Origin of the sequence: Streptomyces sp. 3214.6, assembly GCF_900129855.1 — a bacterium.
GTDB lineage: Bacteria > Actinomycetota > Actinomycetes > Streptomycetales > Streptomycetaceae > Streptomyces > Streptomyces soliscabiei.
On the sequence record NZ_LT670819.1, the window covers coordinates 1735196 to 1760281 of the forward strand.

Below are 25086 nucleotides of genomic sequence, written 5' to 3' on the forward strand. Positions count from 1 at the left end.
CCCTCGGGGATGCTGATGAGCGCCATGCATCACGGCGTCCCCAACTGGCATTGGACCGGCCCGGAGGCGGTCACCAATAGTGCTGGGCATGGGCGCAGACGCCGTGACGGAGGTTCGCCGATGACCAGCTCCCCACCACCCGGAACCGCCGAGCCGGCCCGTGCCGCCTCGCCGTTGACGATCAGCGAGCAAGGCGCGTTCTGGGTCGGCGTCGGGCGCAAGCCGACCGAGGCCGGGACGGCCGCCGAGGCCGCGATGTACGTCCAGTACCAGATCCCGGCCGATCTCCGGTATCCGCTGCCCGTGGTGATGGTCCACGGGGGCGGCGGCCAGGGCACGGACTACCTGTCGACGCCGGACGGGCGCCCCGGCTGGGCCACCCGGTTCCTCCAGGCCGGTTACACCGTGTACGTGGTCGACCGTCCAGGTCATGGGCGCTCCCCGTACCACCCTGATGTCCTCGGGCCCATCGAGGGCGCGGCGCCGACGTACGAGTTCATCCGCTGGCTGTTCTGCGACGGGGCGGGACGACCTGGCAGCCAGTGGCCCGGCAGCGGCGAGGTCGGCGACGACTCCGCGCTGGACCAGTTGATGGCGAGCCAGGGCCCGACGCTGCCCACTTTCGCCGAGAACGAGGAGCAGATGCGGCGTTGCGGGGCCGAGTTGCTGGACCGTATCGGACCGGCCGTGCTGATCACCCACTCCATGGGGGCGCCGTTCGGCTGGCTGGTCGCCGATGCCCGGCCCGGGCTGGTGAAGGCCATTGTCTCCATCGAGCCGATGGGGCCGCCGTTCATCGAACTGCCCGGCCTCGGAAAGCTGGAGTGGGGGCTCACCGCGGCCCCGATCACTTACGAGCCGCCGGTACGGACCCCGGAGGAACTGCGCCTCCGGCTGCGCGAGGCCGGGGGCGACGGGCTGCAGGACTGCCTCGTCCAGGACGAACAGGCCGGCCCCGTGCGGTCCCTGCCAGGGCTCCAGGGCTTCCCGATCGCAGTGGTCGCGGCCGACACCTCGCCGTTCGCGCCGTTCCAGCACGGTGTCGCCGACTACCTCGCCCAGGCCGGTGCGGACGCCGAGTTGCTGCGCCTGGCGGACCTGGGGCTCACGGGCAACGGTCACCTGCCCATGGGCGAGAAGAACTCCGACGACGTGGCCGAGGCACTGATGACCTGGCTGAACAAGCGACTGGCGGATGTGGAGGAAACGTCCCGATGACAACCGTGCCGACCGTGCCGACCGTCGAGACCGATGTGCTCATCGTGGGAAGCGGGCCCGCGGGAGCGAGCGCCGCACTGGCGCTGAGCACCTATGGCGTGCCGAACGTCATGGTCACCCGCTACTCACGCCTCGCGGACACGCCCCGGGCGCACATCACCAACCAGCGCACCATGGAAGTGCTGCGTGACCTGGGTGTCGAAGAGGATGTGATCGCCCAGGCCACCCCGCAGCATCTGATGGGCAACACCGTCTTCTGCACCGCCATCGCGGGCGAGGAGCTCGGCCGGCTGAGGTCCTGGGGCAACGAACCGCTCGTGCAGGCCGCGCACGAGCTGGCGAGTCCCACCCGCATGTGCGACATGCCGCAGCACCTCATGGAGCCGGTGCTCGTGAACGCGGCCATAGCGCGCGGAAGCCAACTGCGGTTCGACACCGAGTATTTGTCGCACGAGCAGGACGTTGACGGCGTGACCGCCACGGTCCGCGACCGGCTGCGCGGCGACAGGTACACCATCCGCGCCAAGTACCTGATCGGCGCGGACGGCGGCCGCAGCAAGGTGGCCGAGGACGCCGGACTGCCGATGGGCGGCCAGATGGGCGTGGCCGGCAGCATCAACATCGTCTTCGACGCGGACCTCAGCAAGTACGTGGCGCACCGACCCGCCACCCTCTACTGGGTGCTGGCGCCCGGCGCGACCGTGGGCGGCATCGGCGCCGGCCTGGTGCGCTGCGTACGGACGTGGAACGAGTGGCTGATCGTGTGGGGCTACGACGTCGACGCCGGGCCGCCGGATCTCACCGAGGAGTACGCCCTGTCCGTCGTCCGCAAGCTGATCGGCGACGACGAGATCCCGGTGACCATCAAGTCGTCCTCCGCGTGGACGGTCAACGAGATGTACGCCGAGACGTACTCCAACGGCCGGGTGTTCTGCGCGGGCGACGCCTGCCACCGGCACCCACCGTCCAACGGGCTGGGCTCCAACACCTCCATCCAGGACTCCTACAACCTGGCGTGGAAGCTGAAGCTCGTCCTGGACGGCACCGCGTCCCCGTCCCTGCTGGACACCTACAGTGACGAGCGGGCACCGGTCGGCAGGCAGGTCGTCACCCGGGCCAACCGGTCCATCGGTGAGACGGCACCCGTCTTCGTGGCGCTCGGCGGCCTGGCGCCGCAGACCCCCGGGCAGCTGTGGCGGAACATCGCCGCCCGCAAGGACGCCACTGCGGAGGCCGAGGAGCAGCGGGCGCGGCTGCGGGAGGCGATCGCCTTCAAGGCGTACGAGTTCAACGCCCACGGCGTGGACCTCAACCAGCGCTACACCTCCGCCGCGATCGTCCCGGACGGCACCGAGGACCCCGGCTTCGCACGCGACCCCGAGCTGCACTTCCAGCCGAGCACCCGCCCCGGCGCCAAGCTCCCGCACGCCTGGCTCTCCGCGGGCACCCGCAATCTGTCCACCCTGGACCTGGGCGGGAACGGCCGGTTCACCCTGATCACCGGCATCGGTGGCGAGCCCTGGACGGAGGCCGCCCGCATCCTCGGCAAGGAGTTCGGCCTGGAGATCGCCACGGCGGTCATCGGCCCCGGCCAGGAGTACGAGGACCCGTACGGGGACTGGGCCCGGCTGCGGGAGATCGGCGACTCGGGCGCGCTGCTGGTGCGGCCGGACAACCACGTGGCCTTCCGCCGCCAGGACGCCACCGGTGACGTCACGGCCGCACTGCGGGACGCGCTGCGGCAGATCCTCGGGCGGGGCTGAGCGGCCATGGACCTCACGGCGAAGACCGCGAAGCCCGCGGAGACCGAGACGACGACGGCGGTGCTGGAAAGCTTCGCCCACACCTCCGATCCCCGACTGCGCGAGGTGCTGGCCTCCCTGACGCGTCACCTGCACGATTTCGTACGGGACATCGAGCCGACCCAGGCCGAGTGGGAGCGGGCGATCGACTTCCTCACCGCAACCGGGCACATGTGCGACGACACCCGGCAGGAGTTCATCCTGCTGTCGGACGTCCTGGGTGTGTCGATGCTCGTCGAGACGATCAACGACCACAAGGCGGCCGCCGCGACCGACTCGACGGTGCTCGGCCCCTTCCACATGACCGAGTCCCCGGTCCGTGAACTCGGGGCGAACATCGATCTGGTCGGCGGCGGCGAGCCGTGTGTGATCAGCGGACGGGTCGTCTCCGTCGACGGCACCCCGCTGCCCGGTGCGACGCTGGACGTGTGGCAGGCCGACGACCAGGGCTTCTACGACGTCCAGCAGCCGGAGAAGCAGCCGCCGGGCAATGGGCGCGGGCTGTTCACAGCGGACGCGGAGGGGCGGTTCTGGTTCCGCTCGTGCGTTCCGAGCCCGTATCCCATTCCGACGGACGGGCCGGTCGGCTCGCTGCTGGAGGCGACCGGCCGTCACCCCTACCGTCCGGCCCATGTCCACTTCATCGTGGGCGCCGAGGGGTACAGCCCGGTGACGACGCACATCTTCGTGGCGGGCAGCGACTATCTGGAGTCGGACGCCGTCTTCGCCGTGAAGGAGAGCCTGGTCGAGGAGTTCGCCGAGGTGGACTCCCCCGCGGAGGCCGCGGAGTTGGGCCTGGCCAACCCCTTCCGCCGGGCACGCTTCGACATCGTGCTGCAACCGGTGATCGCGTGAGGGAACGCGCCCTGGACTTCACCTATCAGGCACAGCCGATGCGCGTCCTCTTCCGGTCGGGTGCCGTCCCGGACGCCGTGCCCGACGAGGTCGCGCTTCTCGGCCTGCGCCGCGTCCTCGTGCTGTGCGACGACCATGGCCTGGACACGGCCCGTGCCGTCGCCGCGTCTCTCGGCGACGCCTGCGCCGGCCTGCACGCGGGGGCGGTGACGCACGTCCCGGTGGAGGTCGCCGACCTGGCCGTCGAAGCGGCTCGCGAAGCCCGGGCCGACGGCTGCGTGGCGGTCGGCGGCGGTTCCGTGACCGGCCTGGCCAAGGCCGTCGCGCTCAGGACCGGACTGCCGATCGTCGCCGTCCCGACGACGTACGCCGGATCGGAGATGACACCCGTCTGGGGCCTGACCGAGGGCGCGGTCAAACGCACCGGGCGCGACCCGAAGGTGTTGCCGCGCAGCGTCGTGTACGACCCGCTGCTCACGCTCACCATGCCGCCCGTGGGGTCCGCGACGAGCGGCATGAACGCGATGGCGCACGCCGTCGAGGCCCTGTACGCCCCGGACTCCACTCCGATCGTCTCCCTCATGGCGGAGGAGGGTGTGCGGGCGCTGGCCGCGGCCCTTCCCGAGATCGTCGCCGACCCCTCGGGGCATGACGCGCGCAGCCGCGCGCTGTACGGGGCGTGGCTGTGCGGTGCATGTCTCGGCGCGACCACCATGGGGCTGCACCACAAGCTCTGCCATGTGCTCGGCGGCACCTTCGACCTGCCGCACGCCGAGACACACGCCGTCGTCCTGCCCCATGTGCTGGCGTTCAACGCGCCGGCGGTTCCCGAGGCACTGGCGGCGCTGCGCCGGGCGCTCGATGTCCCGGATCCGGTGAGGGAGTTGCGCGAGCTGGGCGAGCGGCTGGGCATCCCGCGATCGCTCGCCGACCTGGGCCTGACCGCCGCCGACGTGGACCGTGCGGTCGATGTCGCTCTCGGGGCGCCGTACGCGAATCCCCGCCCGGCCTCCGCCGACGATCTGCGCGCCGTCCTGCACGCGGCCTGGGCGGGCGAGCCGCCGTACGGTGGCTGACCGCTTCTACTGGGCGAGTTCGGCGTACGGAACGCCGGTCGCGCGTCGGGCCACCCGGCGTGCGACCTCGGCGAACGCCGGGGCGGCGGGCGAGTGGCCCGTCTCCGGATAGGCGACCGCGGCCACCGCGCCGAGGGGCTCTTTCGGAGCGACGGCCTCCACTCCCGGGTGTGGCGGGAACATCCGGGCGCCCGACAAGGGCATCAGTCCCACCATGTGCTGGTAGGCGATCTTCGAGGCCATGTCCAGGGCCGAGCGGGCGTGGGAGCCGACCGTCGGGGCCTCGTGGTCCCCGTGGCGTCCCCCCACCCACAAGTCGTCGCCCGGGTGGGGGGTGACCCAGGGCTGGTCGTAGACCTCGGTCATGTCCACCGCGGCGGCCGAGGCCAGCGGATGCCCCTTCCACAGCGCGAGGGAAACGGGCTCGGTGAAGATCGGTACGCGTGTCAGGCCCGGCATGTCGACGTTCAGACACAGCAGCGCCACGTCGCACTCGCCGGCCAGCAGCGGGGCTTGCCCCTGGTGGAAGTCCGCTTCGTGCACCCGGATCGTGGCTCTGGGATACCGCTCGCGGAACGCCTCGATGACCGGATGCGTCAGCTCCGCGAGAGCCACCCCGTAGAGCGCGACCCGCACCTCGTCCCGCCGCCTGGCCCTGATGGCGCCCGCGGCGGCGGCGAGCCGGTCGGCATCGGCCAGCACCTCGCCCGCCCGTTCGAGCAGTTCCGCGCCGTCGGCGGTGAGCGCCACATGCCGTTTGTCGCGGTCGAACAGCTGGACGCCCAGCTCACGCTCGAGGGCGGCGATCGAGCGCGTCAGCGCGGGCTGGGTGAGGTGCAGACGCTCGGCGGCGACCCGGTAATTCAAGGTCTCGGCGAGCGCCGAGAAATGGCGCAGGTTCCGGAGTTCCACTCAGCCCTCCAGAAAGGCGAGGTCCACGGCGTTGTGGTCCGCGCCAGGTTACAGCGCGCTTCCCCGCACGTCACCAGGCAGAAATGTGCGGCATTCCCGTCACCCCCTCCGACCTGGTGTGATGCACGGCACTCATCAAGCCCACAGCCACCGGCATTGGACGGTCCTTCGCCGCGCCGCCAACACTCCCTTCAGGCCGACCCAGAACAACAGCGGATGGGGTGCGAATTGTCCGAGACAACCGAGGCAGCCGAGAAAATCATCGAGATTCCGCAGCCGGAGCCGGACCTGACACCGGAGGAACTGGTGCGCCGGGCCGCCGGCATGAGGTCCTGGCTACGTGATCAACAGGACGAGACCGAACAGCGGACCGGTATCTCCGAAGACACGCACAAGGCGTTCCTGGAGGCGGGGTTCTACCGGTCCCTCCAGCCACGCCGCTTCGGCGGCTACGAGTTCGACCTGCGGACCTACTCCCGGATGGTCACCGAGGTGGCCCGCGGCTGCCCGTCCAGCGGCTGGAACCTGTGTCTGGCCGCCTCCCACAGCCTGGTGGTGGCCGGCCGCTTCCCCGAGAGCACCCAGCGCGAGGTGTTCGGGCCGGACGGCGACTTCCGGGCCCCGCTGCCGATGGCCCCGAGCGCCACCGCGACGAGGACCCCCGACGGGTACCGGGTCAACGGCCGCTGGGACTACTCCTCCGGAGTCAACGTCTCCACGCACTTCCTGGGTGGCGTGCTCATCATCGACGAGGAGGGCGGCACGCCCACGCCGGGCCTGGTGCTCGTGCCCTCCGGCTGGCGGATGCTCGACAACTGGGGCGAGATCCTGGGCTTCCGCGGCAGCGGCTCCAACAGCGTCGTGGCCGAGGAAGTCCTCGTACCGTACGAGTACGTGTCCAGGACCTACGCCGCGGCGAACGACGCCACCGACGGGCCGGGTGTGGAACTGCACGGCAACCCGATGTACGCGGGCCGGCTGATAACGTTCTTCAACATCCAGCTGTGTTCGATCGTGGCGGGCACCGCCTGGGCCGCGGTCGACGAGTACCGGCGGATCATCACCACCAAGAACAGCCCGATGCCGCCCTTCAAGCCGCGCAGCCACGATCCGGAACACCAGCGCAACCTCGGCCTGGCCACGGCCCTGGCCGACAGCGCGCAGCGGATCATCCTGTCGGTCGCCGACGACTACACCGCCTACGCGGCCCGGGGCCTGGCAGGGGGCGAGCCCTTCTCCGAACTGGACGACCAGGCCCTCTCCGTCACGGCCCGGCAGTCCGGCCAACTCGCCTGCCAGGCCGTCGAGATGCTGGCCTCGGCCAGTGGCTCCAGCGCGCTGGCGAACGGCCAGCGCATGCAGCGGTACCTGCGCGACGTCGCCACGTACAAGACGCACGTCAACGCCCAGCACAGCTGGTTTGCCACGGGATACGCCCGCTCTCTGCTCGGCGTGGAGAACCCGGCGTGAACCGGTCGACGTCCGCCGCGACGACGCCCGGCGGCGGCCCGGCGGACGACCCCGGCCGGTTCCGGCACGTGCTCGGCCACTACCCGACCGGTGTCACGGTGGTCACCGCGAAGGAACCCGACGGCACCCCGGTCGGCATGGTCATCGGCTCGTTCACCTCGGTGTCCCTCGATCCCCCGCTCGTCGCGTTCTTCCCCGGCCGCTCCTCCACGACCTGGCCGAGGATCATGGCCGGCGGCTCCTTCTGCGTGAACGTGCTGGCCGCCGGCCAGGAAAGCCTGTGCCGGGATGTCAGCGCCAAGGCACCCGACGTCTTCGACCGCCACCCGTGGCGCGGCGCGCCCTCGGGCAGCCCCGTCCTGGCGGGCGTCGCCGCCTGGATCGACTGCGACATCGCCGACGTGTGGACCCTCGGCGACCACTACTTCGTCCTCGGCCGCGTACGGGAACTCGGGGTGGAGAAGAAGACCGGCGTCTCGCCGCTGGTCTTCTCCCGGGGGCGGCTCGCCACGTTGCCGCCCCACCGGGACCACGACGACTCGGCCGACTACACATGGCCCGACTGGCTCTGAGAGATCTAATAGAGAAGAGAGACGCACCATGCGCAATCAAGGGCTCGGCTCGTGGCCCGCGCGGCGCGCCCGCATGGCACCGGAGGCCACCGCCGTCGTGCACGACGGTGGAGCCCTGTCCTACGCAGAGCTGGCCGCGCGCGTGACGCGGCTCGCTCACGCCCTGCGTGCCCTGGGGGTCGGCCACGGCGACCGGGTGGCCTACCTGGGCGCGAACCATCCGGCCCTGGCGGAGACCCTGTTCGCCGCGAACGCGCTGGGCGCCGTCTTCGTACCGCTCAACACCCGCCTCGCGGCACCTGAGTTGGCCTTCATCCTGGGCGACTCGGGAGCGTCGGTCCTGGTGTTCGGGGCCGAACTCACCGACATCGTCGACGCGTTCAGGGACGACGTCGAGGTGAAGCACTACATCGAGGTGGGGAAGGCGTACGAGGAGCTACTCGCGAGCGCGCCGGACAACCCCCTGGACGAGACGGTCGGCCTCGATGAGGTGTGCATGATCCAGTACACCTCCGGCACCAGCGGCCGTCCCAAGGGCGTCATGCTCACCCACGCCAACATCGCCTGGAACTGCTTCAACATCCTGCTGGACGTGGACATCGCCTCCGACGACGTCGCTCTGGTGGTAGCACCGATGTTCCACACCGCCGCCCTCAACACCGTCTTCCTGCCGGGCTTCCTCAAGGGAGGGACGTCGGTGCTGATGCACGGTTTCGACCCGGAACGGGTGCTCGACGTCATCGCCGAGCACCGGGTGACGAGGATGTTCGGCGTGCCCGCGATGTACCAGGCCATGGCCCGGTCGTCGCGGTGGGCGACGGCCGACCTGTCGTCGATCCGGATCCTGCAGTGCGCGGCGGCACCCGTCCCCAAGGCCCTCATCCACACCTACCAGGACCGTGGCCTGACCTTCCTCCAGGCCTACGGCCTGACCGAGACCGCCCCCGCCGCACTGGGCCTGCGCGCACAGGACAGCATCCGCAAGGCCGGCTCGGCCGGCACGCCCTGCTTCTTCACCGACGTACGCGTGGTGCGGCCCGACCTCACCGATGTCGCACCGGGCGAGGTCGGCGAGGTGATCATCGAGGGCCCCAACGTGATGAAGGGCTACTGGCAGTGGCCCGAAGCGACCAAGGACGCCTTCGTGGACGGAAGTTGGTTCCGCTCCGGAGATGCGGCCACCGTCGACGAGGAGGGGTACGTCACGATCGTCGACCGGATCAAGGACATGTACATCTCCGGCGGGGAGAACGTCTACCCCGCCGAGGTCGAGCAACTCCTCCACCAGCATCCCGCGGTCGCCGAATGCGCGGTGATCGGCGTACCCGACGAACGATGGGGCGAAGTGGGCAGAGCGCTGGTCGTGCCCCGCGCGGGCGCCGACGTGTCACCCGACGACATCATGAACTCCCTGTCCGGCCGACTCGCCAAGTACAAGCTCCCCAAATCGGTCGTCCTCATCGACGCCCTGCCCCGCAACGCCACCGGCAAGATCCTCAAGGCCCGCCTGCGCAGCCAGTATGGCTCCATGCCGGCCCGCGGCGCCGAGGAGGCATGAGGCGCCGACCATACCCCGCATCACAGCATGGACATGCCCAGCAAGTGGTCGACCTGGCGATCAGTACCACGAGGGAGCGATGACGAACCGAGGAAGATCGGACTTGACGTCCACTCAGCACCACAGCTCCCACGCCACCGACCGCGCCAATCTTCAAACTACAAGCCTCGGAGTCATGCCTCGGCTTCGGTCTCGACGAGATCAGCGGCGACGGCAGCTGGGAGCAGTGAGTACGTCCGATGGATGAGGAAGACTGCCATGGGGAGTTCCGCGAATACCGCCAGGGCCGACGACAGTCAGATATCCGATGTGTTGATGGCGAGCGACACATCGAAACAGGCGTCGCAGATCAGCAGGACTCCGGTGGCCATTGCGGAGACGGCGAGGACGCGAGGCCGCTGCCGCCAGCCGAAGTAGGCCGTGGATGCCATGGCCGCGATCAGCAGGACGCCTCCTCCGTCAAGGCTTCCTCACCGAGCCCGGACGAGGCCACTGCCAGAAACGGACTTAACTTCTATTCGGAACATTTGTCATTCGTGCGTCAAGAAATCGCCATGGCCCGGCGACGCCGGCGCGCGGACCGCTGCCGAAGCTCCGGAAACCGCAGCTCAGGCATGCCCTCCACCTCCACCCGTTGCAACTCCCGAAGTAGGTCGTCGAACCGAGGGACAATTCCCCAAACCGCAGGTCAGGGGCCTTGGCGGTCGACTCATGGATCGCCACGCACTCCGGGTGACGCGTCATCGGGAAGGTATGCAGTCTGACTCCACCCGGGAAACATGCAGCTCAGAGGCGCTTTCAAGGACGAATCCAGGCCCCTCGGAAGGCTTCGTGCGTCATACGTGCGTCATCACCACAGCCGTGCGTCAGCAACCGCTGGGGCGCGCGGGCCGACTTCATCGACGAAGCAGGCGGTCACCGCATCTAGCACATACCGTGTGATTCAACCCGTTGCGGCGTCGCCGTCAATGCGTGTCGGCGGCTGCTGAGCGCCCGGCGCGCCTGCCGAGCACCGAACCGGCGGTGAGGCCGGAGCCTCCAGGGTAGTTGAACCAGAAGAGCCCGCCGACGAGTTCGCCGGCCGCGTACAGCCCAGGGACGGGGCGGCCGCTCAGGTCCAGCACCCGCGCGTCGGCGTCGATCCGCAGCCCGCCGAAGGTGAAGGTGATGCCGCAGGTCACCGGGAAGGCGACGTACGGAGGAGTGGTCAGCGGCTGGGCCCAGTTGGACTTGGGAGGGGTGATGCCCTCGGTCCGGCAGCCGTCCTTGACCGTCGGGTCGAAGCGACCGGAGACAACGGCGGCGTTGAACCGCTCAACCGTCTCCGCCAGCCGGCCCTCGTCCATGCCGAGTTCCTTGGCCAGGCCCTCCACGGTGTCGGACTCCACCCTGGTGATGCCCGCAGAAGCGTACTCCTCGGGGCGCAGCAGCGGCGCGGACGTCGCGTCGAAGAGCTGGTAGGCGACGCCTGCCGGTTGCTTGAGGATCTCGGCACCGTACTTGGCGTAGGTGTAGTTGCGGAAGTCCGCTCCCTCGTCGACGAACCGACGCCCCTCGGCGTTGACCACGATGCCGAACGGGTAGCCGCCGCGAGTGAGTTGGTTGGTCAGCTCCCGGTCGCCAGTTGCTCGGGCTTGGCTGTCCCAGGCCACCGCGTGGCAGCCGCTCCAGTGGCCGTAGGGTTGCGCGCCGGCCGCCAGGGCCATGCGGATGCCCTCGCCGGTGTTGTACGGGGTTCCGCGCACCAGGGCCAGGTCCCAGCCTGCGCCCAGATAGCCGGCCCGCATCTGCGGGTTGGCCTCGAAGCCGCCGCTGGTGAGTACCACGCCGTCGGCCTCGATGCTCTGCCCGTCGGCGAGCATCACGCCGCCAACGGAGCCGTCGGCTGCGGTGGCCAGGCCGGTGACGGGGCTGTCGAAGCGGACTTCGATGCCGCTGCGATCGGCGGCGGCAAGGTGCTGGTCGATCATTCCTTTGCCCCCGCCGACCACGCCGACGGCCAGTCCGCCCCAGAACCGGTAGCGCCCGTCCACTTCGTAAGCCTGCCGGTGGAACATGAGCTCGAATCGCAGGCCGAGGCTGCGCAGCCAGGTCATCGTCTCGCGGGATTCACCGACCAGGATCCGGGCGAGTTCGGGGTCGGTCCTTCCCTGGGTTACCTGGGTCAGGTCGGCGAGGAAGTCGTCGTCGGTGTAGGGGGCGAGGTCGACGCGTCCTGCGCGGTCCCCGGGAAGTGGCTCGACCAGCGAGGTGAGGTCGGTGAGCCCGCCGTGGCTGGTGCGCATCGCCCCGGCAGTGAAGTAGGAGTTGCCTCCGGCCCATTGGCGGGGGGCCTTCTCCAGCAGCAGCACCCGTGCGCCCTGCTGTCGGGCGGACTGAGCCGCGCTGAAGCCGGCGTTCCCGCCGCCGACCACGACGACGTCCCACTGCTCGGTCATGTGTACTCCCATGGGTTCGGACAGCAGATGCCCGGATCGGAGATCCTTTCGGGGCTGGGGCGTACGGATGAGGGACTGTGTGCGTACGCGACCGCAGCTTGAATCTCTTTCACCAGGGCCCGGCGGGCGGGTTGACGGCTGCGCGGCCCGCCCGCCGGGCAGTACGACGATGCGCCAGCAGCGCCATCAGTACAATCGAAAGAAATTGAAGCTGCTTTCACAAATGCTTAAGGCGGTCGCGATGAGCCTCGACGTACGCCGCATGCTGGTGCTGGCCGAGGTGGCTCGCCGGGGCTCCATCACGGCGGCCTCGATCGCCCTGAGCTATACGCCCTCGGCGGTGTCCCAGCAGATCAGCAGGCTGGAAGCGGAGGCCGGGCAGCCGCTGATCGCGCGGCACCCCCGGGGCGTCACGCTCACCGAGGCCGGCCGCACGCTGGCCGAGCATGCCGCACGGATCGATCGCCAGTTGCGAGCCGCACGCCGATCCCTCGATGACATCGCGGGCCTGCACAGCGGGACCTTGCACATCGGTACCTTCCCCACCATCGCCGCATCCCTGCTGCCCCGCGTCGTGCGCGCCTTTCGCACCCGGTACCCGCAGGTGGAGCTGGCCGTGCACAGCGACCGCAACGCCGGCCTGATGGACCTCCTGGAGAGCCGGGAGATCGAGCTGTCCTTGATGTGGGACTATCCGTGGCGGCGCCTGGACGAGACCAACCTCGATGTCACCCATCTGCTGGACGACCACACCTGCCTGGTCGTCGCCACCAGCCACCCGCTCACCGCCCGGCACTCCGCCGGTTTTGAGGAGCTGGCCGAGGAGAACTGGATCGTCCGGGGCGATCACCCGGTCGCCGAGCTGCTCACCCGTAGCTGCCGTGCCGCCGGCTTCGAGCCGAAGATCGCCTACCGGGCACACGACTACCAGGAAGCCCAGGCCATGGCGGCGGTCGGCCTGGGCATCACGCTCGCCCCCAGGTTCGCCCTGGCCAGCCTGCGGGACGACGTCACCACCATCGACCTGGGCCCCTCGGCCCCCGTTCGCCGCATCCTGCTCACCCGGCTGCGCGACACTCCACCGACACCGTCGGCCAAGGCCATCGCGGAACTGTTCATCGAGACCGCCGGGACACTGTATTGATAGACAGGCGTTCCGCGGTGTGACTGCCGGCGATCGCCGCCGTCCCGCGGGGCGTGCCCAGGACCCGTGACCGCCGAGCCGCGCGAATGGACGCGGGCGTCGCCGTCGAGGCCTGCATGCCCTCCAGCGCCAGGCCGACCAGCGGGAGCTATCGCGGGATGGGCGGGGGTCGCCGTCGACGACGACGAGGTCGGCGAGGAGGCCTGGGCGCAGGCGGCCCGTCAGGTCGCTCATACCGAGCAGGTCGGCGGCCGAGGACGTGGTGGTGGCCAGGACCTCGGCGGGACTCATACCGCCCTTCTCCATGAGGGCCAGTTCACCGAGGTATCTACCTCGACGACGAGGGAATCGAGCTGATGCTCGCCCACGGCACCTGGTTGGTGCCCACGCTGTCGGCGCCGCTCGCCGTGATCCGGCTCGCCGAGGCCGGAGGCAACATGCGCCGTCGCGTGCACCCCGGCGGCGCGGACCTCGGCCATCATCATGGCGAGTTCGTCGTCGCGGAAATGCGCGTGCCGGGGGTCGTCGCCGGGCGAGGCCACTCCCCCGGTGGTGCACACCTTGATCGCGTCGGCACCGGCCCGAAGGATCTCCCGCACGCGCAGTCCCTCGGCAACCTCGCCGCGTCCACCATCGCTGGCATCCTCTGGAGTGTGTTCTCCCCAGCAGCCGCATTCGGCTATCTGGCTGCCTGGATGCTCCTGGCCCTCGCCGGTCTCCTCCTCTCTCTTCGGCGCTGATCGCGGAGCATTCCGCACGTTCTGATAGCCCGGGTTACCGACAGAGTCGCAGTTCCGGGGGTGCGGTCGAGGTGCGCGCTGGTCAGGACGACCTTGGAGCTGGTGCCGTACGCGGGCTGTCCGTTGAGGTTGGGGCAGCGGCCGGTGTGGGTGCCGGATCGGTGAACGAACCCCCTGCTCGTGGTGCAGCGCCGGCCGATTCGAGCGGTAGCCGCGCTTCAGCGGCGTCCGGTGCGACGTTCTCAACTGCCTCGCTGGCTGTGTGCGGCGTCGAGCGTCGGGGTTGATGGCTGAGGGGCCGGTATGGGCAGCAGCCGGTGCAGCAATGACTGCTCCAGTTCGATCAGGATGTCTTCGCTGCTGGTGTGGTGACCTGGCAGGGTGTGCCAGAGGACCAGTTGGCCGTGCAGGGCGGTCCACAGGTGGATGCCGACGGTCTCCGCTTCCGGTCGACGGGCGGGCGCGATCGCCGCGAGATAGGTGTCCACGGCGTGGGTCCATGCCTGGAGCACGGTGCCGAGGGGGGTCTCGGCGGAGGGCTGACGCTCGGGTTCGTATTCCAGGCTGAACATCAGCCGGTACCGGCGGGGCTTGTCGATGGCGAATCTGCGGTAGGCGGCGGTGGTGGCCGCTATCCGCTCCCACGGGGCGGCGCCGGCCGCGGCGGCCGCTTCCCCTGCCTCGCCCATCGCTGCGGCCAGCGCCCGGTAGGCGGCGTCGAGCACGGTGGCGACCAGTTCGGTCTTGTCCTTGAAGTGCAGATAGACGCTGGGCGCGGAGATGCCGACCTCGCGGGCCACTCCTCGCAGGGAGAGCGCGTCCTCGCGTCCCGTCTCCTCCAGGATGCGGGTCGCCGCGTCGAGGATCTCCTGCCGTAGCCGTTCCCCCTCGCCCCGCACATTGGGCACCCGCCTGACCTGCTGCTTCATGGCCACCTCCTCACTGTGTGCACCCTATCTACCCGCCCGGGCCCCCTGCCCGTACGGCCGGCGCCGCAGAGGCGGAAACAGAGGGAGCGGCTCCACACCTTCGACTAACGGTGTTAGTCTATCAAGCAGAACACCTAACGCTGTTAGTTGATGGTGGAGAGGAACAGCTATGCCCTCGTCTGTGTCCGTCCCCGCGTTCGAACTCGCCCGTCCGAGGGACGCGCCTCTTGATCCTCCGCCCCTGTATGCCGAACTGCGGACGGAGCGCCCGGTCACCCGGGTCTCCCTGTGGGAGGGGCAACTCAGCGCGTGGCTCGTGACCCGCTGGGAGGACGCGCGGGCGGTGCTCAGCAGCCCGGCGTTCAGCTCCGACCCGTCTCGGCCCGGTGCGCCCAACTTCAAGCCAGGCACCCCGCAGCCCCGGCGCGGCTTCTTCCAGGGCCATGACGACCCCGTGCACGCCCTGATGCGGCGCACCCTGACCCGGGAGTTCATGGTCAAACGTATCGACGCGCTGCGTCCGGCCATCGCCCGTCTGACCGACGAGCTCCTCGGTGACCTCACGGGGCGGCCGGGCCCGGCCGATTTCGTGGAGCGCTTCGCGCTGCCGTTGCCCTCCCTGGTGATCTGCGAACTGCTGGGCGTGCCGTACGAGGACCACCCCTTTTTCCAGCGGCACTCGAAGGTCTTCGTCGACCTGACCGCCACGGCGGAGGAGACCACCCGTGCGCAGCAGGCACTGGCCACGTATCTGCTGGAACTCGTGCGGACCAAGCGCACGACGCCTGGCGACGACCTGGTCACCCGGCTCGCCGAGCAGGTCGACGCTGGTGTCATCACCGAGCAGGACGCGGCCGACCTGAGCTCCTTCCTGCTGTTCGCCGGGCACGAGACGACGGCGAACATGATCGCGCTGAGCACCATCACCCTGCTGCACCATCCCGAGCAGATCCCGTACGTGCTCGGCGATCAGGACCAGGTGGCAGGCGCGGTCGAGGAGTTGCTGCGCCACATCTCGATCGGGCACGGCGGGCTGCGCCGTACGGCCGTGGAGGACGTCACCATCGGCGGCGTCACCATCCGCGCCGGCGAGGGTGTGATCATCCCGGTCGGAGTCGCCAACCGCGACCCGGAGATCTTCGCCGCCCCCGACGACCTCGACCTGGAACGCGCCGACGCCCGCCGGCACCTGGCCTTCGGCTACGGCATCCACCAGTGTCTCGGCCAGCCGCTGGCCCGCGCCGAACTCCAGATAGTCCTGCCGGAACTCTTCCGCCGGCTCCCCGGCCTGAAGGTCGCCGTGCCGATGGAGGGCATCGCTTTCAAGCGGGATTCCATCGTCTACGGCGTCCACGAACTGCCCGTCACCTGGTGACCCGCACCCGCTTACCCACCCCACCGCCCCCCACAGGGAAGAACCGTCATGCGTGTAGAAGTCGACGTTCCCAAGTGCGTCGCCTCGGGCCAGTGCGTCATGCTCGCCCCCGACGTCTTCGACCAGCGGGACGAGGACGGGATGGTCGTCCTCCTCGACGCCGCCCCGCCCGCCGAACTCCACGACGCCGTCCGTGAATCGGCCACCGTGTGCCCCGCGGCCGCCATCCGCCTGGGAGAGTCATGACCACGGGCACGGCCGGTGAGCCGGCCGGCGCACCGGGCCGCGTGGTCATCGTCGGCGCCTCCGCGGCCGGTCTCGCCGCCGCCGAAACCCTGCGCCGGTCGGGTCACACCGGCACCATCACGCTCATCGGCGACGAGGCCACCGCTCCTTACGACCGGCCGCCGCTGTCGAAGGAAATCCTCCGCGGCGCCTGGACACCGGACCGGCTGCCCTTGCGTACCGAGGCCGAACTCAACGCCCTCGGCCTGGAGGCCCGTTACGGCCTCGAGGCCATCGGAGTGGATCTCGCCGCCCGGACGGTGCTGCTGTCCGACGGCAGCGAGGTGGCGTACGACGGACTGGTCGTGGCCACCGGAGTCCGCCCCCGGCGGATGCCCGGCACCCCGGCCCACACCCTGCGCACCCTGGACGACGCCCTCGCCCTCAAGGACCGCCTCGGCCCGGGCCGGAGCCTGGCCGTGGTCGGCGCCGGGTTCCTGGGCGCCGAGGCCGCGGCGGTGGCGGCCGCTTCGGGCACCCGTGTAACCCTCATCGAACCCGCGCCCGTCCCACTGGCTCACGCGGTCGGCGAGGACATCGGCCGCATCCTCGCCCAGGCCCACCTCGAGCACGGCGTGGACCTGCGCACCGGGACAGGGGTCACCGAGGTCGTCTCCGGCGGCATACGGCTGGCCGACGGCAGCACGGTCGAGGCCGAGACGGTGCTGGTGGCCGTCGGCTCCCGGCCCAACACCGAGTGGCTGACCGGCAGCGGCCTCACCCTCGACGACGGACTGGTCTGCGACGAGTTCTGTGCCGCCGCACCCGGCGTGTACGGCGCGGGCGACGTGGCCCGCTGGCACAACCCGCTCTTCGACACCTCGATGCGCGTCGAGCACCGCACCAACGCCACCGAACAGGGCATGGCCGCCGCCCGCAACCTCCTGGGCGCCCGGCGGCCCTTCGCGCCCGTCCCTTATTTCTGGTCCGACCAGTACGACATGAAGATCCGTGCCTACGGCTACCTGCGCGGTCACGACGAGGTACGGATAGTCGAAGGCAGCCTGGCGGAACGCAAGTTCACCGCGGTCTACCGCTTTGGCGACCGGCTCACCGGTGTCCTGGCCGTCGGCATGCCACCCAGGCGCATCCGTGGCTGGCAGCAGGCCATAGCTGCCCGCACCCCATGGCGCGACGCCCTCTCGAAACCCCCGTCCCTCCCGGAAGGAGCGGCGGCATGAGCGCCACCACCGGCCCGGAAGGGGTCGACGCGGCCGGCGCCGACGGGATCCCGAAACAAGAACAGGAGACACACATGACCGAGAAGGTCTGGTTCATGACCGGTTGCTCACGCGGCTTCGGCCGGCTGTGGGCGGAGGCCGCGCTGCAGCGGGGCGACAAGGTCGCCGCGACCGCGCGCGACGAGAGCAGGCTCAAGTCGCTGGCCGCGGCGTACCCCGACTCCTTGCTGGTCCTGCCGCTGGACGTCACCCGGCGCGGCGCCGTGTTCGACGCCGTGGCCGCCGCCCACGACCACTTCGGGCGGCTCGACGTGATCGTCAACAACGCCGGTCACGGCCTGCGCGGTGCCGTCGAGGAGGTCCAGGAGGCCGATGTCCGGGAGCTGCTCGACACCAACCTGCTCGGGGCGCTCTGGGTGACGCAGGCGGCGCTTCCCTTCCTGCGCGCGCAGGGAGGCGGCCACGTCCTGGCGGTGTCCAGCCAGGGCGGACTGATGGGCGAGGCGACCCTCGGTCTGTACAACGCCTCCAAGTGGGCGCTGGAAGGGATGATGGAGGCCCTGTCGAAGGAAGTCGCCCACCTCGGCATCAAGGTCACCATCATCGAACCCGGGCCCTACGCCACCGAGTTCTCGTCCCCCGCCTCCCTCAAGGCGTCACCCGAGAACCCCGCCTACGACGAGGCCCGCCAGGCCCTGTACGCGGACTTCGATCCCGCGGCCGTCGGCGACCCCGCCGCCACGCCGCCGGCCGTGCTGGCGGCGGTCGACGCCGCCGAGCCCCCGCTCCGGCTGATTCTGGGCAAGTCGGCCCTGCCCAAGGTCCGCAGCCACTACGACGCGCGCCTGTCCACCTGGGACGCATGGGCCCCCGTCTCCGAGCGCGCCCACGGCCACCCGTAGTTGACCGACACGGCATTCGCCGCAGGGCGTTGCCCCCTGCCGTCCCACCCCCCAAGAAAGGCCCTGAAGAGTGAAGGCAGCTGTCTACCGCCGCAACGGCGGCCCCGAAGTGCTCAGTTACGAGGATGTGCCGGACCCCGTCCCCGGCACCGACGAGGTTCTGATCAGGACGGAGGCCATCAGCATCGAGGGCGGCGACCTGATGTGCCGTCTCCTTATACCCCCTCCGGCGGACGGGTTCGTCCTCGGTTACAGCAGTGCCGGTGAGGTCGTGGCGGTGGGCTCCGCGGTCACGGGCTTGGAGGTCGGCCAGAAGGTCTGCGCTTTCGGGCAGGCCCATGGACTGCCGGCCGGTTCCCATGCCGAACTGCGCGTCGTACGCCCGGAGCACTGCTGGGTGCTGCCGGACGGTTTCGATCCGAAGGCGGCGGCCTTGGTGCCGGTCACCTTCTCGACCGCCTACGAGGCGCTGTTCGAGCGCGGCCGTCTCACGAGCGGCGACACCGTGCTGGTGCAAGGGGCGGCCAGCGGGGTCGGGCTGGCGGCGATGCAGCTCGCCAAGAAGGCGGGTGCCCGCGTGATCGGGAGCGCGTCGAACCCGGCGCGGTTCGAGGAGCTGCGTCGTTACGGCCTCGACGAGGGAATCGACTACCGAGGCGAGAACGTCCGTGACCGTGTCCTGGCCCTGACCGGCGGGCGTGGTGTCGACCTGGCCGTCGACTGCGTGGGCGGTTCGCTGCTCCAGCAGCTGATCGAGGCCACCCGTCACGGCGGGCACATCGTCCCGCTGGGCACGGCTTCCCGCGAAGAGAGCACGGTCGACGTCGTGAGCCTGATCCGCAGCAACACGACGCTCCACGGCGTAGGGCTCGCCTCACTGCTCCATGAGGCCCGGGTCCACGCATACATGGCGGACCTCATCCGCCGCATCGCGGACGGCGAACTGGAAGCCGTGATCGACCGCGTCTTCCCCCTGGCCGACGCCGCGGCCGCGCACCACCACGCCGAGCAGCGCGGCCGCATCGGCCGGGTCGTGATGGTGCCCTGACGTTCCCGGCGAGCACCAGCCGCACCAACCCGGGCCGGCGACGGCCCGCACCGCAGCAGACGATCAGAAGACAGAAGGAGAAACACCATGACCTTGCTCATGGAAGTTCGCTACGAAGAAGCCGGCGTGAGCTCGGTGACGGTCGATGTCGTCGTCGATGCCAGCGCGGAGTTCGCGTGGGATGCCGTGCGCGATGTCTATGCGGTGGACACCCGGCTCATCCCGGGATTCGCGCTCCACGTGGAAAAGGGACCGGACAGCAGGACGGTGACGTTCGCCGATGACATGAAGATCACCGAGCGCATCGTCGAAGTCGACGATGGCGCCCGAAAGCTCACCTACCAAGCGACCGAGGGCGGTCCGCTGACACACCACCTGGGGTCACAGACCGTGCGGGAGGACGAGGAGGGAGTCCATCTCGTCTGGACGACCGAGTTCGCGCCCGCGTCGGTCGTCGACTACGCCACCAGCACCATGCGGACCACCGTGGCACTCATGAAGAAGACGATCGAAACGGCGTTCGCCGATCGGTGAGACCCCTCCTGACCACCTCCGGGCAGGCCGCCCGGCCGATGATGCGCGCCGTGGAGTACGACAGGTACGGCGGTCCCCAGGGGCTGGAGATTCGCGCAGTCGCGCGGCCGCAGCCGGGCGCCGGCGAGTTGCTCGTCCGCGTCCACGGCACGAGCGTCAACCCGGTCGATGTGTCGATCCGGTCCGGTGGCATGAGGCTCACGTAGGGCCGCAGCTTCCCCAAACGGACCTGCCGGGATCCTCACGGGGGAGGTGGTCGCCCTCGGCGGTGGCGTGACCGACCTGACGCACGGACAACGGGTGTGGGGGTTCCTCACCGACGTGTCCAGCCGTGTCGGGGCCGCCGCCGAGTACATCACCGTGAAGGTATCGACCGTCAGCTTGGCCCCGGGCAAAGCGGACCTGGCCGAGGCGGCGGCGCTGACGAGTGTCGGTGTCGCCGCGCTGCACGCCTTGCGTGACGTGTTGCGGCTCGCCCCGGGCGACAATCTGCTGATTGTCGGGCGCGTGGTGGTGCGGGCGGCCCCTCCAATCAGTTGGGTATCGCCATGGGTGCCGGTCACCCCCATGGCCGGCACCGCCAATCACACCTTCTGTCGTGATCTCGGGGCTTCCCGTACGGTGTGGCCGCTCGTGGTTGTAGTAGTTCACAAACTCGGCGAGCGTGACGCGGCGTTCGTGTTCGGACGTGTAGTCGCGCACGTACGCCCACTCGCGGGCGAGTGTCCCGTTAGAGCGCTCTGCCTTCCCGTTCGTGCGCGGGGTGTAGGGCCGGGTCCGCTTGTGCGTCGTACCGGTCGCGACGAGCGCGTTGGCCCAGGTCGTGGACCGGTGGCACGACCCGTTGTCGGTGAGGTAACGGCGGATCGAGGTGGTGCCGTGGGCGGCGACGAAGGCAGCGGCGCGGTGCCAGAAGGCGACCGCGGTGACGGCCTCTCGTCGTCCAGGGCCTCGGTGCAGGCGAGCCGGTCCGCCTGGCCGTGCATCCGCCACCCACCGCCGACGGGGATGCGACCGAGCTTCTTGATGTCTACGTGGATCAGGTCGCCAATGCGTTCGTGTTCGTAGCGGATGACTTTGCGCAGTTGCTCGCCAGTGGGCGGGGATCGATGTCGCGCAGCCGGCTGAGTCCCCGCAGACCGAGGACACGGTGCACGGTGGCCGCTACGACAACAAGCCTGAAAGCTACCAGGCCGGCCTCGAAATATGCGCCGGCCTCCTCTGTGATCCGACACCTCGGATCACAGCCTTGATCACAACTCCATACAGGCCCTGGTCGAGGAACTTCTGGGTACCGCCGGCGAAGTCGGTGCGGATCAGGGTGCGCCGGCCGCGCCGGAACTTCCTCGGCAGCTGCTCCAGGGTCCTCGCCGACAAGGTCGCCGCCGGCCAGACCGCCGTGGTCACTGCTGCGTGTCGCTGCCGTCCCAGGCCTTCTGCCGGGCAGGGTCGCTGTTGGTGGTGGAGCCCCAGCCGTCGGCGACCATGCCGTTGATGGGTCCGAGTTGCAGATGAGGTACCCGCCGGTGGTCGGCTGGAAGGACCACAGCTGGTTGTTGCCGCCGGCGAAGGAGTGCCGCTGTCTCGAAGTCCCCCTCCGGTGACTGAAGCTGTTGATGTCGAGGACCTTGCCGCTGTTCCTGTTCACGATCTTGTAGAGCTGCCCGCCGGCCGGGACGATGCCAGTCCCGGTCAGCGCGACGTCTGCGTCACATCCTCGGCGTGGCCAGGACCGCCAGGCGACGCTGAGCCTGGCGGTCCTGCCGCAGTCCCCGGTGCCCCTTCCGCTTCGTCAGCTGATGGAGAACTGGCTGAAGCTCGCGGTGCCGGGTGCCGGGGCGTGGGCCGTGAAGAACGTGCCCGCGTCCAGGCTGCTGTTCGCTCCGGTCAGTGTGGCGGTGCCGACGGTGGTCCAGGCGGTGCCGTCGACGGAGTAGGAACCGGTGACCGAGGTGCCGCTCCTGACCAGCCGGAGCCAGACGGGGGCGGAGCGGCCGGTCTTGGTGGTGCTCTTGTCGACGTAGCCGTCGCTGTCGGAGTCCCACTCCAGGGTGACGCCGTTGCTGGGAGTGACGGAGAGGGAGGCGTAGCCGGCGGACGAGCCGGCTGCGGCGATGTTGTTGCGCAGCATCAGGCCGGCCTTGCCCCAGCCGTTGGTGTTGTCCTGGCTGTCGACGTGGACGGTGACCGTGGAGGATGTTCCCGCGGCGGCCGGCTGGTAGGCCGCGGAGTACTCGTCGTCGTGCAGCGCGGTCGTTTCCCAGGTGTCGATGCCCGCGCTGGTCAGGGAGGTCACTCCCTGGCTCTGGCTCACCGCGGCGGGGATGGAGCCGTAGGCCCGCCAGGGCGAGGTGACGATCTGGAGCTTGCTGAAGGCCGCACTGCCGGCTGTGGTGCTGTGGGCGGTGTGGATGACACCGGCGTCCTGGGTGGCGGCCATGGACGGCAGGGTCACCGCCGAGCCGATCTGGGTGAAGGTGGATCCGTCGGTGGAGTAGTAGCCGGACACTTGGGTGGCGGTGCGGGTGAGCCGCAACCAGACCGGTGCCTTGACCGAGGTGCTCGTGGAGGTCAGCTGGTCGAGGTAGCCGTCGCCGTTGGAGTCCCACTGGAAGCTGACGCCGTTGGCCGGGGTTACCACCACGGTCGCGTAACCGGGTGAGGAGCCGCTGCCGGTGAGGTTGTTGCGCAGCACGACTCCGGCCTTGGCCCAGGCGTTGGTGTTGTCGATGTTGTCGACCCGGGCTGTCACCGAGGTGCCGTTGACGGCGGCGCCAGCCTGGTAGACGGTGCCGTAGGTGTCGTCGTGCTGGCCGCCGGCACCCCAGATGTCGGTGCCCGCGTCGGTGACGGTGAAGAAGCCGCCGGTCTGTCCGGTGGCGGCGGGGGTGGAGGAGTAGGCGCTGTAGGGGCCGGTGACGGCGCCGGTGGTCAGCGGCCGGTACTGCGGCTCGATGCCGGCGTTGTTCATGACGGTCTGCGCGCCGGACGGCCAGTTGCCGTTGGTGACGACGACGGTGCCGCTGACGGTGTCACCGTGGCCGTCGGTGCTACTGATGTTGGCGTTGTCGTTGTCTGTCCAGTTGTCGGTGACGGTCAGGGCGCCGGTGTTGTGGGTTGAGCTGATGTGGGCGAAGAGCCACTTGCCGGCGTAGCGCACGACGTTGTTGGTGTCGGTGAAGTTCCGGGAGCCCTCGTCGTGGTAGAGGCCGTAGTAGTTGTTGCTGTTGTGGCAGTAGTTCCCCGTGACCGTGCTGCCGGGCGAGGCCGACAGGGTGTACACGCAGCCGCCGTCGGCCATCTGCTGCATGATGTCGTGGATGTGGTTGCCCGTGACGGTGTTGTTCTGGGCCGTGGTGGGCGTCGAGTAGACGGGCTGGTAGTCGTACAGGCCCCGGTTCGCGTAGTCCGGGCTGCCGCCCGGGTCGTTGACGCCCCAGCCGTAGCCGATGGCGAGGCCGGAGTACGGCAGGTTGTACACCTCGTTGTGCGAGACGCTCGCGCCGTTGACGTAGGTGACCAGGAGGCCCGTCATGTCGCGGTAGTCGATCGCCACGTCGTGGATGACGTTGTCGTTCAGGGTGATGTTCTTGTTGGTCATCCGGCTGTCACTGGGGTGGTGCGCGTCCGCCTGGAGCCCGCCGACGACGATGCCGCCGCCCGCGTCCTGGGTGAAGACGTTCCCGATGGCGGTGATGGTGTCGGCACCGAGTCCGACACCGGTGGCGTGTGCGTTGGCGTCCTGGCCGATGCCGAGGGCGAGCTGCCCGAGGTTGGTGAACTGGTTGCCGGTGAAGGCGATGTGGTCGGCGGCCGAGACCTGGACGGCGGCCGGCATCTGGTTCCAGTGCGGGCGGGTCGCCTCGAACAACTTGCAGCCGTGACCATTGCAGGAGGTCAGCCAGTCCGACGGGACGGACCAGGTGCCGGCCAGGTAGGTCCCGGTCTGCTGGGCGGCGTACCCGTTGCTCCCGCTCGGCCCCGTCCAGCTGGTGCCCGAGAACTGCAGCCCGGAGAACGTGATGTGGGTGGCGGGAGAGGCATAGCTTCCCCCGACGTCGATGAGCGAGTCGAGCTTCGGCACCTCGACGTCCGCGGTGCTCATGCTCTGCCCCGCCAGCGGCTTGTAGTACAGGGTGCCGGTGTTGGTGTCGAGGTACCACTCACCGGCGGTGTCGAGGAACTCATAGGCGTTCTCGATGTAGAGCGGGCCGACCCGGAGCGGCTGGGACAGGGTGTCCCAGCCGAACGTGTTGTTGGTCCATGAGGGCTCGGTCATGGTGATGGTGCCGTTGCTGATGCCGGACACCGGGGCGTAGCGGTCGGTCCAGGACCCTATGCCGTGCATCTCGGTCCGGCCGGGGTTCGCAAGGCTGTTGAGGTAGCTCAGCGAGCTGCTGGTGAACGTGTAGCCGCTCGTGGTCACGGTCAGGTCCGAGCGGTTGACCGTGGAGCGGGCCCGCTGCGCCAGGACGCCGTCGACGTACAGCTGCCGGGTGTCGAACCCGGTGCCGACGTCCGCCTTCCAGATGTTCTTCGCCGAGTCCTGCAGCGTCCAGCCCGTGGCCCGCTGCGCGCCGGTGATGACGGGATGGGCGCCCAGCGCGGCTTTCCAGATCACCGTGTGGCCGCCGGTGCCGGAGTCGGCGGCGGTGAAGGTGAGCGGAGCGGAGAGTCGGTAGGTGCCGTCCGCCAACTGCACGACGATGTCGCCGGTCATGCCGGCGTTGACCGCACGCACCGAGGTCTGCGCCTGGGTGATCGAACACGGCTGGCTCACGGAGCAAGCGGTGCCGGTACCCGAGGGGGACGCGTAGAGCGTCGTCATGGTCGCGGCCTGCGCCGTTCCGGCGGACGCGACTGCGGAGAGCAGGGCGCCGACGAGCGCCGTCGCCGCGGCCGCGGCACGTATCCGCAGCCCGGGGCGGTGTGAGGGAATCGTTCTTCGGAGTGACAGCACGAGGGCTCCTTCGGTGATGCGACACCGTGCCTGGTCCCATCCCGGTCGCGACCCGGCGGACTTCGGCCATGTTTCACCGGCGTTTCG

General features: G+C 69.7%; 23 protein-coding genes and 2 pseudogenes. 16 read left to right on the forward strand and 9 right to left on the reverse strand.

Going from position 1 to position 25086, the window contains the following annotated elements; all coding sequences use genetic code 11:
• Positions 1–120: 120 nt before the first annotated feature.
• Genes B5557_RS07760 through B5557_RS07775 form a run of 4 tightly spaced genes read left to right on the forward strand, consistent with a single transcriptional unit; the run spans position 121 to position 4951 of the window.
• Positions 121–1218: an alpha/beta hydrolase gene (locus B5557_RS07760; RefSeq protein ID WP_079658433.1), complete on the forward strand. Its 1098-nt coding sequence runs from the start codon at positions 121–123 to the stop codon at positions 1216–1218.
• Positions 1215–2981, forward strand: coding sequence for an FAD-dependent oxidoreductase (locus B5557_RS07765; RefSeq protein ID WP_079658434.1), 1767 nt, complete (start codon positions 1215–1217; stop codon positions 2979–2981). The genes B5557_RS07760 and B5557_RS07765 overlap by 4 nt, the downstream gene beginning before the upstream one ends.
• 6 nt (positions 2982–2987) lie before the next feature.
• Entirely contained in the window at positions 2988–3875 is an 888-nt protein-coding gene (locus B5557_RS07770; RefSeq protein ID WP_079658435.1) for an intradiol ring-cleavage dioxygenase, read from the forward strand.
• Between the two features lie 38 nt (positions 3876–3913).
• On the forward strand, positions 3914–4951 hold the full coding sequence (locus tag B5557_RS07775) for a maleylacetate reductase (protein ID WP_079664650.1): 1038 nt from the start codon (positions 3914–3916) through the stop codon (positions 4949–4951).
• 6 nt (positions 4952–4957) lie between these two features.
• Here B5557_RS07775 and B5557_RS07780 read toward each other — a convergent pair whose 3' ends face one another.
• Positions 4958–5863: a LysR family transcriptional regulator gene (locus B5557_RS07780; RefSeq protein WP_079658436.1), complete on the reverse strand. Its 906-nt coding sequence runs from the start codon at positions 5861–5863 to the stop codon at positions 4958–4960.
• Positions 5864–6091: 228 nt separating this feature from the next.
• Here B5557_RS07780 and B5557_RS07785 point away from each other — a divergent pair, with 228 nt between their 5' ends.
• Genes B5557_RS07785 through B5557_RS07795 form a run of 3 tightly spaced genes read left to right on the forward strand, consistent with a single transcriptional unit; the run spans position 6092 to position 9463 of the window.
• Positions 6092–7333 carry a hypothetical protein gene (locus tag B5557_RS07785; RefSeq protein ID WP_079658437.1) on the forward strand — a complete coding sequence of 414 codons (1242 nt, stop codon included), beginning with the start codon at positions 6092–6094 and terminating at the stop codon, positions 7331–7333.
• The gene (locus B5557_RS07790) at positions 7330–7905 is read left to right on the forward strand and encodes a flavin reductase family protein (protein ID WP_079658438.1); all 576 of its coding nucleotides are present in this window, start codon (positions 7330–7332) and stop codon (positions 7903–7905) included. The genes B5557_RS07785 and B5557_RS07790 overlap by 4 nt, the downstream gene beginning before the upstream one ends.
• 28 nt (positions 7906–7933) lie before the next feature.
• Positions 7934–9463, forward strand: a complete 1530-nt coding sequence (locus B5557_RS07795) for an acyl-CoA synthetase (protein ID WP_079658439.1) — start codon at positions 7934–7936, stop codon at positions 9461–9463.
• A gap of 296 nt (positions 9464–9759) precedes the next feature.
• Here the strand turns inward: B5557_RS07795 and B5557_RS45670 are convergent, their stop codons facing one another.
• Together B5557_RS45670 and tcuA are read right to left on the reverse strand one after the other, a co-directional pair.
• Positions 9760–9894, reverse strand: a complete 135-nt coding sequence (locus tag B5557_RS45670) for a hypothetical protein (RefSeq protein WP_269460209.1) — start codon at positions 9892–9894, stop codon at positions 9760–9762.
• Between the two features lie 534 nt (positions 9895–10428).
• Positions 10429–11901, reverse strand: a complete 1473-nt coding sequence (gene tcuA, locus B5557_RS07800) for an FAD-dependent tricarballylate dehydrogenase TcuA (protein ID WP_079658440.1) — start codon at positions 11899–11901, stop codon at positions 10429–10431.
• 241 nt (positions 11902–12142) lie between these two features.
• Between tcuA and B5557_RS07805 the strand changes: the two genes are divergently transcribed.
• Positions 12143–13045 (forward strand): LysR family transcriptional regulator, encoded by a 903-nt coding sequence (locus tag B5557_RS07805; protein ID WP_079658441.1) that lies wholly within the window; start codon positions 12143–12145, stop codon positions 13043–13045.
• A 222-nt stretch (positions 13046–13267) separates the two neighbouring features.
• On the opposite strand, the pseudogene B5557_RS46170 reads toward B5557_RS07805, so the two are convergent.
• Positions 13268–13351 (reverse strand): annotated as a pseudogene (locus B5557_RS46170) (hypothetical protein); the annotation flags it as partial.
• A 50-nt stretch (positions 13352–13401) separates the two neighbouring features.
• Between B5557_RS46170 and B5557_RS07815 the strand changes: the two are divergent.
• Complete coding sequence (locus tag B5557_RS07815; RefSeq protein ID WP_037898926.1) at positions 13402–13785, forward strand: hypothetical protein; 384 nt, start codon at positions 13402–13404, stop codon at positions 13783–13785.
• Positions 13786–14027: 242 nt separating this feature from the next.
• Here B5557_RS07815 and B5557_RS07820 read toward each other — a convergent pair whose 3' ends face one another.
• The gene (locus B5557_RS07820; protein ID WP_079658442.1) at positions 14028–14714 is read right to left on the reverse strand and encodes a TetR/AcrR family transcriptional regulator; all 687 of its coding nucleotides are present in this window, start codon (positions 14712–14714) and stop codon (positions 14028–14030) included.
• Positions 14715–14883: 169 nt separating this feature from the next.
• Between B5557_RS07820 and B5557_RS07825 the strand changes: the two genes are divergently transcribed.
• The 7 genes from B5557_RS07825 to B5557_RS07855 all read left to right on the forward strand — a co-directional run bounded on the left by B5557_RS07825 (position 14884) and on the right by B5557_RS07855 (position 20245).
• On the forward strand, positions 14884–16089 hold the full coding sequence (locus tag B5557_RS07825; protein ID WP_079658443.1) for a cytochrome P450: 1206 nt from the start codon (positions 14884–14886) through the stop codon (positions 16087–16089).
• Between the two features lie 48 nt (positions 16090–16137).
• Positions 16138–16335 (forward strand): ferredoxin, encoded by a 198-nt coding sequence (locus B5557_RS07830; protein ID WP_030944786.1) that lies wholly within the window; start codon positions 16138–16140, stop codon positions 16333–16335.
• Positions 16332–17555 carry an NAD(P)/FAD-dependent oxidoreductase gene (locus B5557_RS07835; RefSeq protein WP_079658444.1) on the forward strand — a complete coding sequence of 408 codons (1224 nt, stop codon included), beginning with the start codon at positions 16332–16334 and terminating at the stop codon, positions 17553–17555. Before B5557_RS07830 ends, B5557_RS07835 begins: the two co-directional genes overlap by 4 nt.
• The gene (locus B5557_RS07840; RefSeq protein WP_331716830.1) at positions 17552–18457 is read left to right on the forward strand and encodes an SDR family NAD(P)-dependent oxidoreductase; all 906 of its coding nucleotides are present in this window, start codon (positions 17552–17554) and stop codon (positions 18455–18457) included. Before B5557_RS07835 ends, B5557_RS07840 begins: the two co-directional genes overlap by 4 nt.
• 70 nt (positions 18458–18527) lie before the next feature.
• Complete coding sequence (locus B5557_RS07845; RefSeq protein WP_079658445.1) at positions 18528–19505, forward strand: quinone oxidoreductase family protein; 978 nt, start codon at positions 18528–18530, stop codon at positions 19503–19505.
• An 87-nt stretch (positions 19506–19592) separates the two neighbouring features.
• Positions 19593–20039: an SRPBCC family protein gene (locus tag B5557_RS07850; protein ID WP_079658446.1), complete on the forward strand. Its 447-nt coding sequence runs from the start codon at positions 19593–19595 to the stop codon at positions 20037–20039.
• Entirely contained in the window at positions 20036–20245 is a 210-nt protein-coding gene (locus B5557_RS07855; RefSeq protein ID WP_079658447.1) for a hypothetical protein, read from the forward strand. Before B5557_RS07850 ends, B5557_RS07855 begins: the two co-directional genes overlap by 4 nt.
• Here B5557_RS07855 and B5557_RS46175 read toward each other — a convergent pair.
• The 4 genes and pseudogenes from B5557_RS46175 to B5557_RS43560 all read right to left on the reverse strand — a co-directional run bounded on the left by B5557_RS46175 (position 20238) and on the right by B5557_RS43560 (position 24999).
• Positions 20238–21188: an integrase core domain-containing protein gene (locus B5557_RS46175; protein ID WP_079658448.1), complete on the reverse strand. Its 951-nt coding sequence runs from the start codon at positions 21186–21188 to the stop codon at positions 20238–20240. The genes B5557_RS07855 and B5557_RS46175 overlap by 8 nt on opposite strands.
• Positions 21189–21442: 254 nt before the next feature.
• A complete protein-coding gene (locus tag B5557_RS43555) occupies positions 21443–21586 on the reverse strand; it encodes a hypothetical protein (RefSeq protein WP_159403790.1) in 144 nt (47 codons plus the stop codon).
• 5 nt (positions 21587–21591) lie between these two features.
• Positions 21592–21687, reverse strand: a pseudogene (locus B5557_RS44935) (hypothetical protein); the annotation flags it as partial.
• A gap of 144 nt (positions 21688–21831) precedes the next feature.
• Entirely contained in the window at positions 21832–24999 is a 3168-nt protein-coding gene (locus B5557_RS43560) for a DUF1349 domain-containing protein (protein WP_079658450.1), read from the reverse strand.
• Between the last annotated feature and the right edge of the window lie 87 nt (positions 25000–25086).

Coding starts and splice junctions, on each gene's coding strand:
- B5557_RS07760 (WP_079658433.1), top strand. CDS start 121: ATGACCAGCTCCCCACCACCCGGAACCGCCGAGCCGGCCCGTGCCGCC.
- B5557_RS07765 (WP_079658434.1), top strand. CDS start 1,215: ATGACAACCGTGCCGACCGTGCCGACCGTCGAGACCGATGTGCTCATC.
- B5557_RS07770 (WP_079658435.1), top strand. CDS start 2,988: ATGGACCTCACGGCGAAGACCGCGAAGCCCGCGGAGACCGAGACGACG.
- B5557_RS07775 (WP_079664650.1), top strand. CDS start 3,914: ATGCGCGTCCTCTTCCGGTCGGGTGCCGTCCCGGACGCCGTGCCCGAC.
- B5557_RS07795 (WP_079658439.1), top strand. CDS start 7,934: ATGCGCAATCAAGGGCTCGGCTCGTGGCCCGCGCGGCGCGCCCGCATG.
- B5557_RS45670 (WP_269460209.1), bottom strand. CDS start 9,894: ATGGCATCCACGGCCTACTTCGGCTGGCGGCAGCGGCCTCGCGTCCTC.
- tcuA (WP_079658440.1), bottom strand. CDS start 11,901: ATGACCGAGCAGTGGGACGTCGTCGTGGTCGGCGGCGGGAACGCCGGC.
- B5557_RS07805 (WP_079658441.1), top strand. CDS start 12,143: ATGAGCCTCGACGTACGCCGCATGCTGGTGCTGGCCGAGGTGGCTCGC.
- B5557_RS07815 (WP_037898926.1), top strand. CDS start 13,402: ATGCTCGCCCACGGCACCTGGTTGGTGCCCACGCTGTCGGCGCCGCTC.
- B5557_RS07820 (WP_079658442.1), bottom strand. CDS start 14,714: ATGAAGCAGCAGGTCAGGCGGGTGCCCAATGTGCGGGGCGAGGGGGAA.
- B5557_RS07825 (WP_079658443.1), top strand. CDS start 14,884: ATGCCCTCGTCTGTGTCCGTCCCCGCGTTCGAACTCGCCCGTCCGAGG.
- B5557_RS07830 (WP_030944786.1), top strand. CDS start 16,138: ATGCGTGTAGAAGTCGACGTTCCCAAGTGCGTCGCCTCGGGCCAGTGC.
- B5557_RS07835 (WP_079658444.1), top strand. CDS start 16,332: ATGACCACGGGCACGGCCGGTGAGCCGGCCGGCGCACCGGGCCGCGTG.
- B5557_RS07840 (WP_331716830.1), top strand. CDS start 17,552: ATGAGCGCCACCACCGGCCCGGAAGGGGTCGACGCGGCCGGCGCCGAC.
- B5557_RS07850 (WP_079658446.1), top strand. CDS start 19,593: ATGACCTTGCTCATGGAAGTTCGCTACGAAGAAGCCGGCGTGAGCTCG.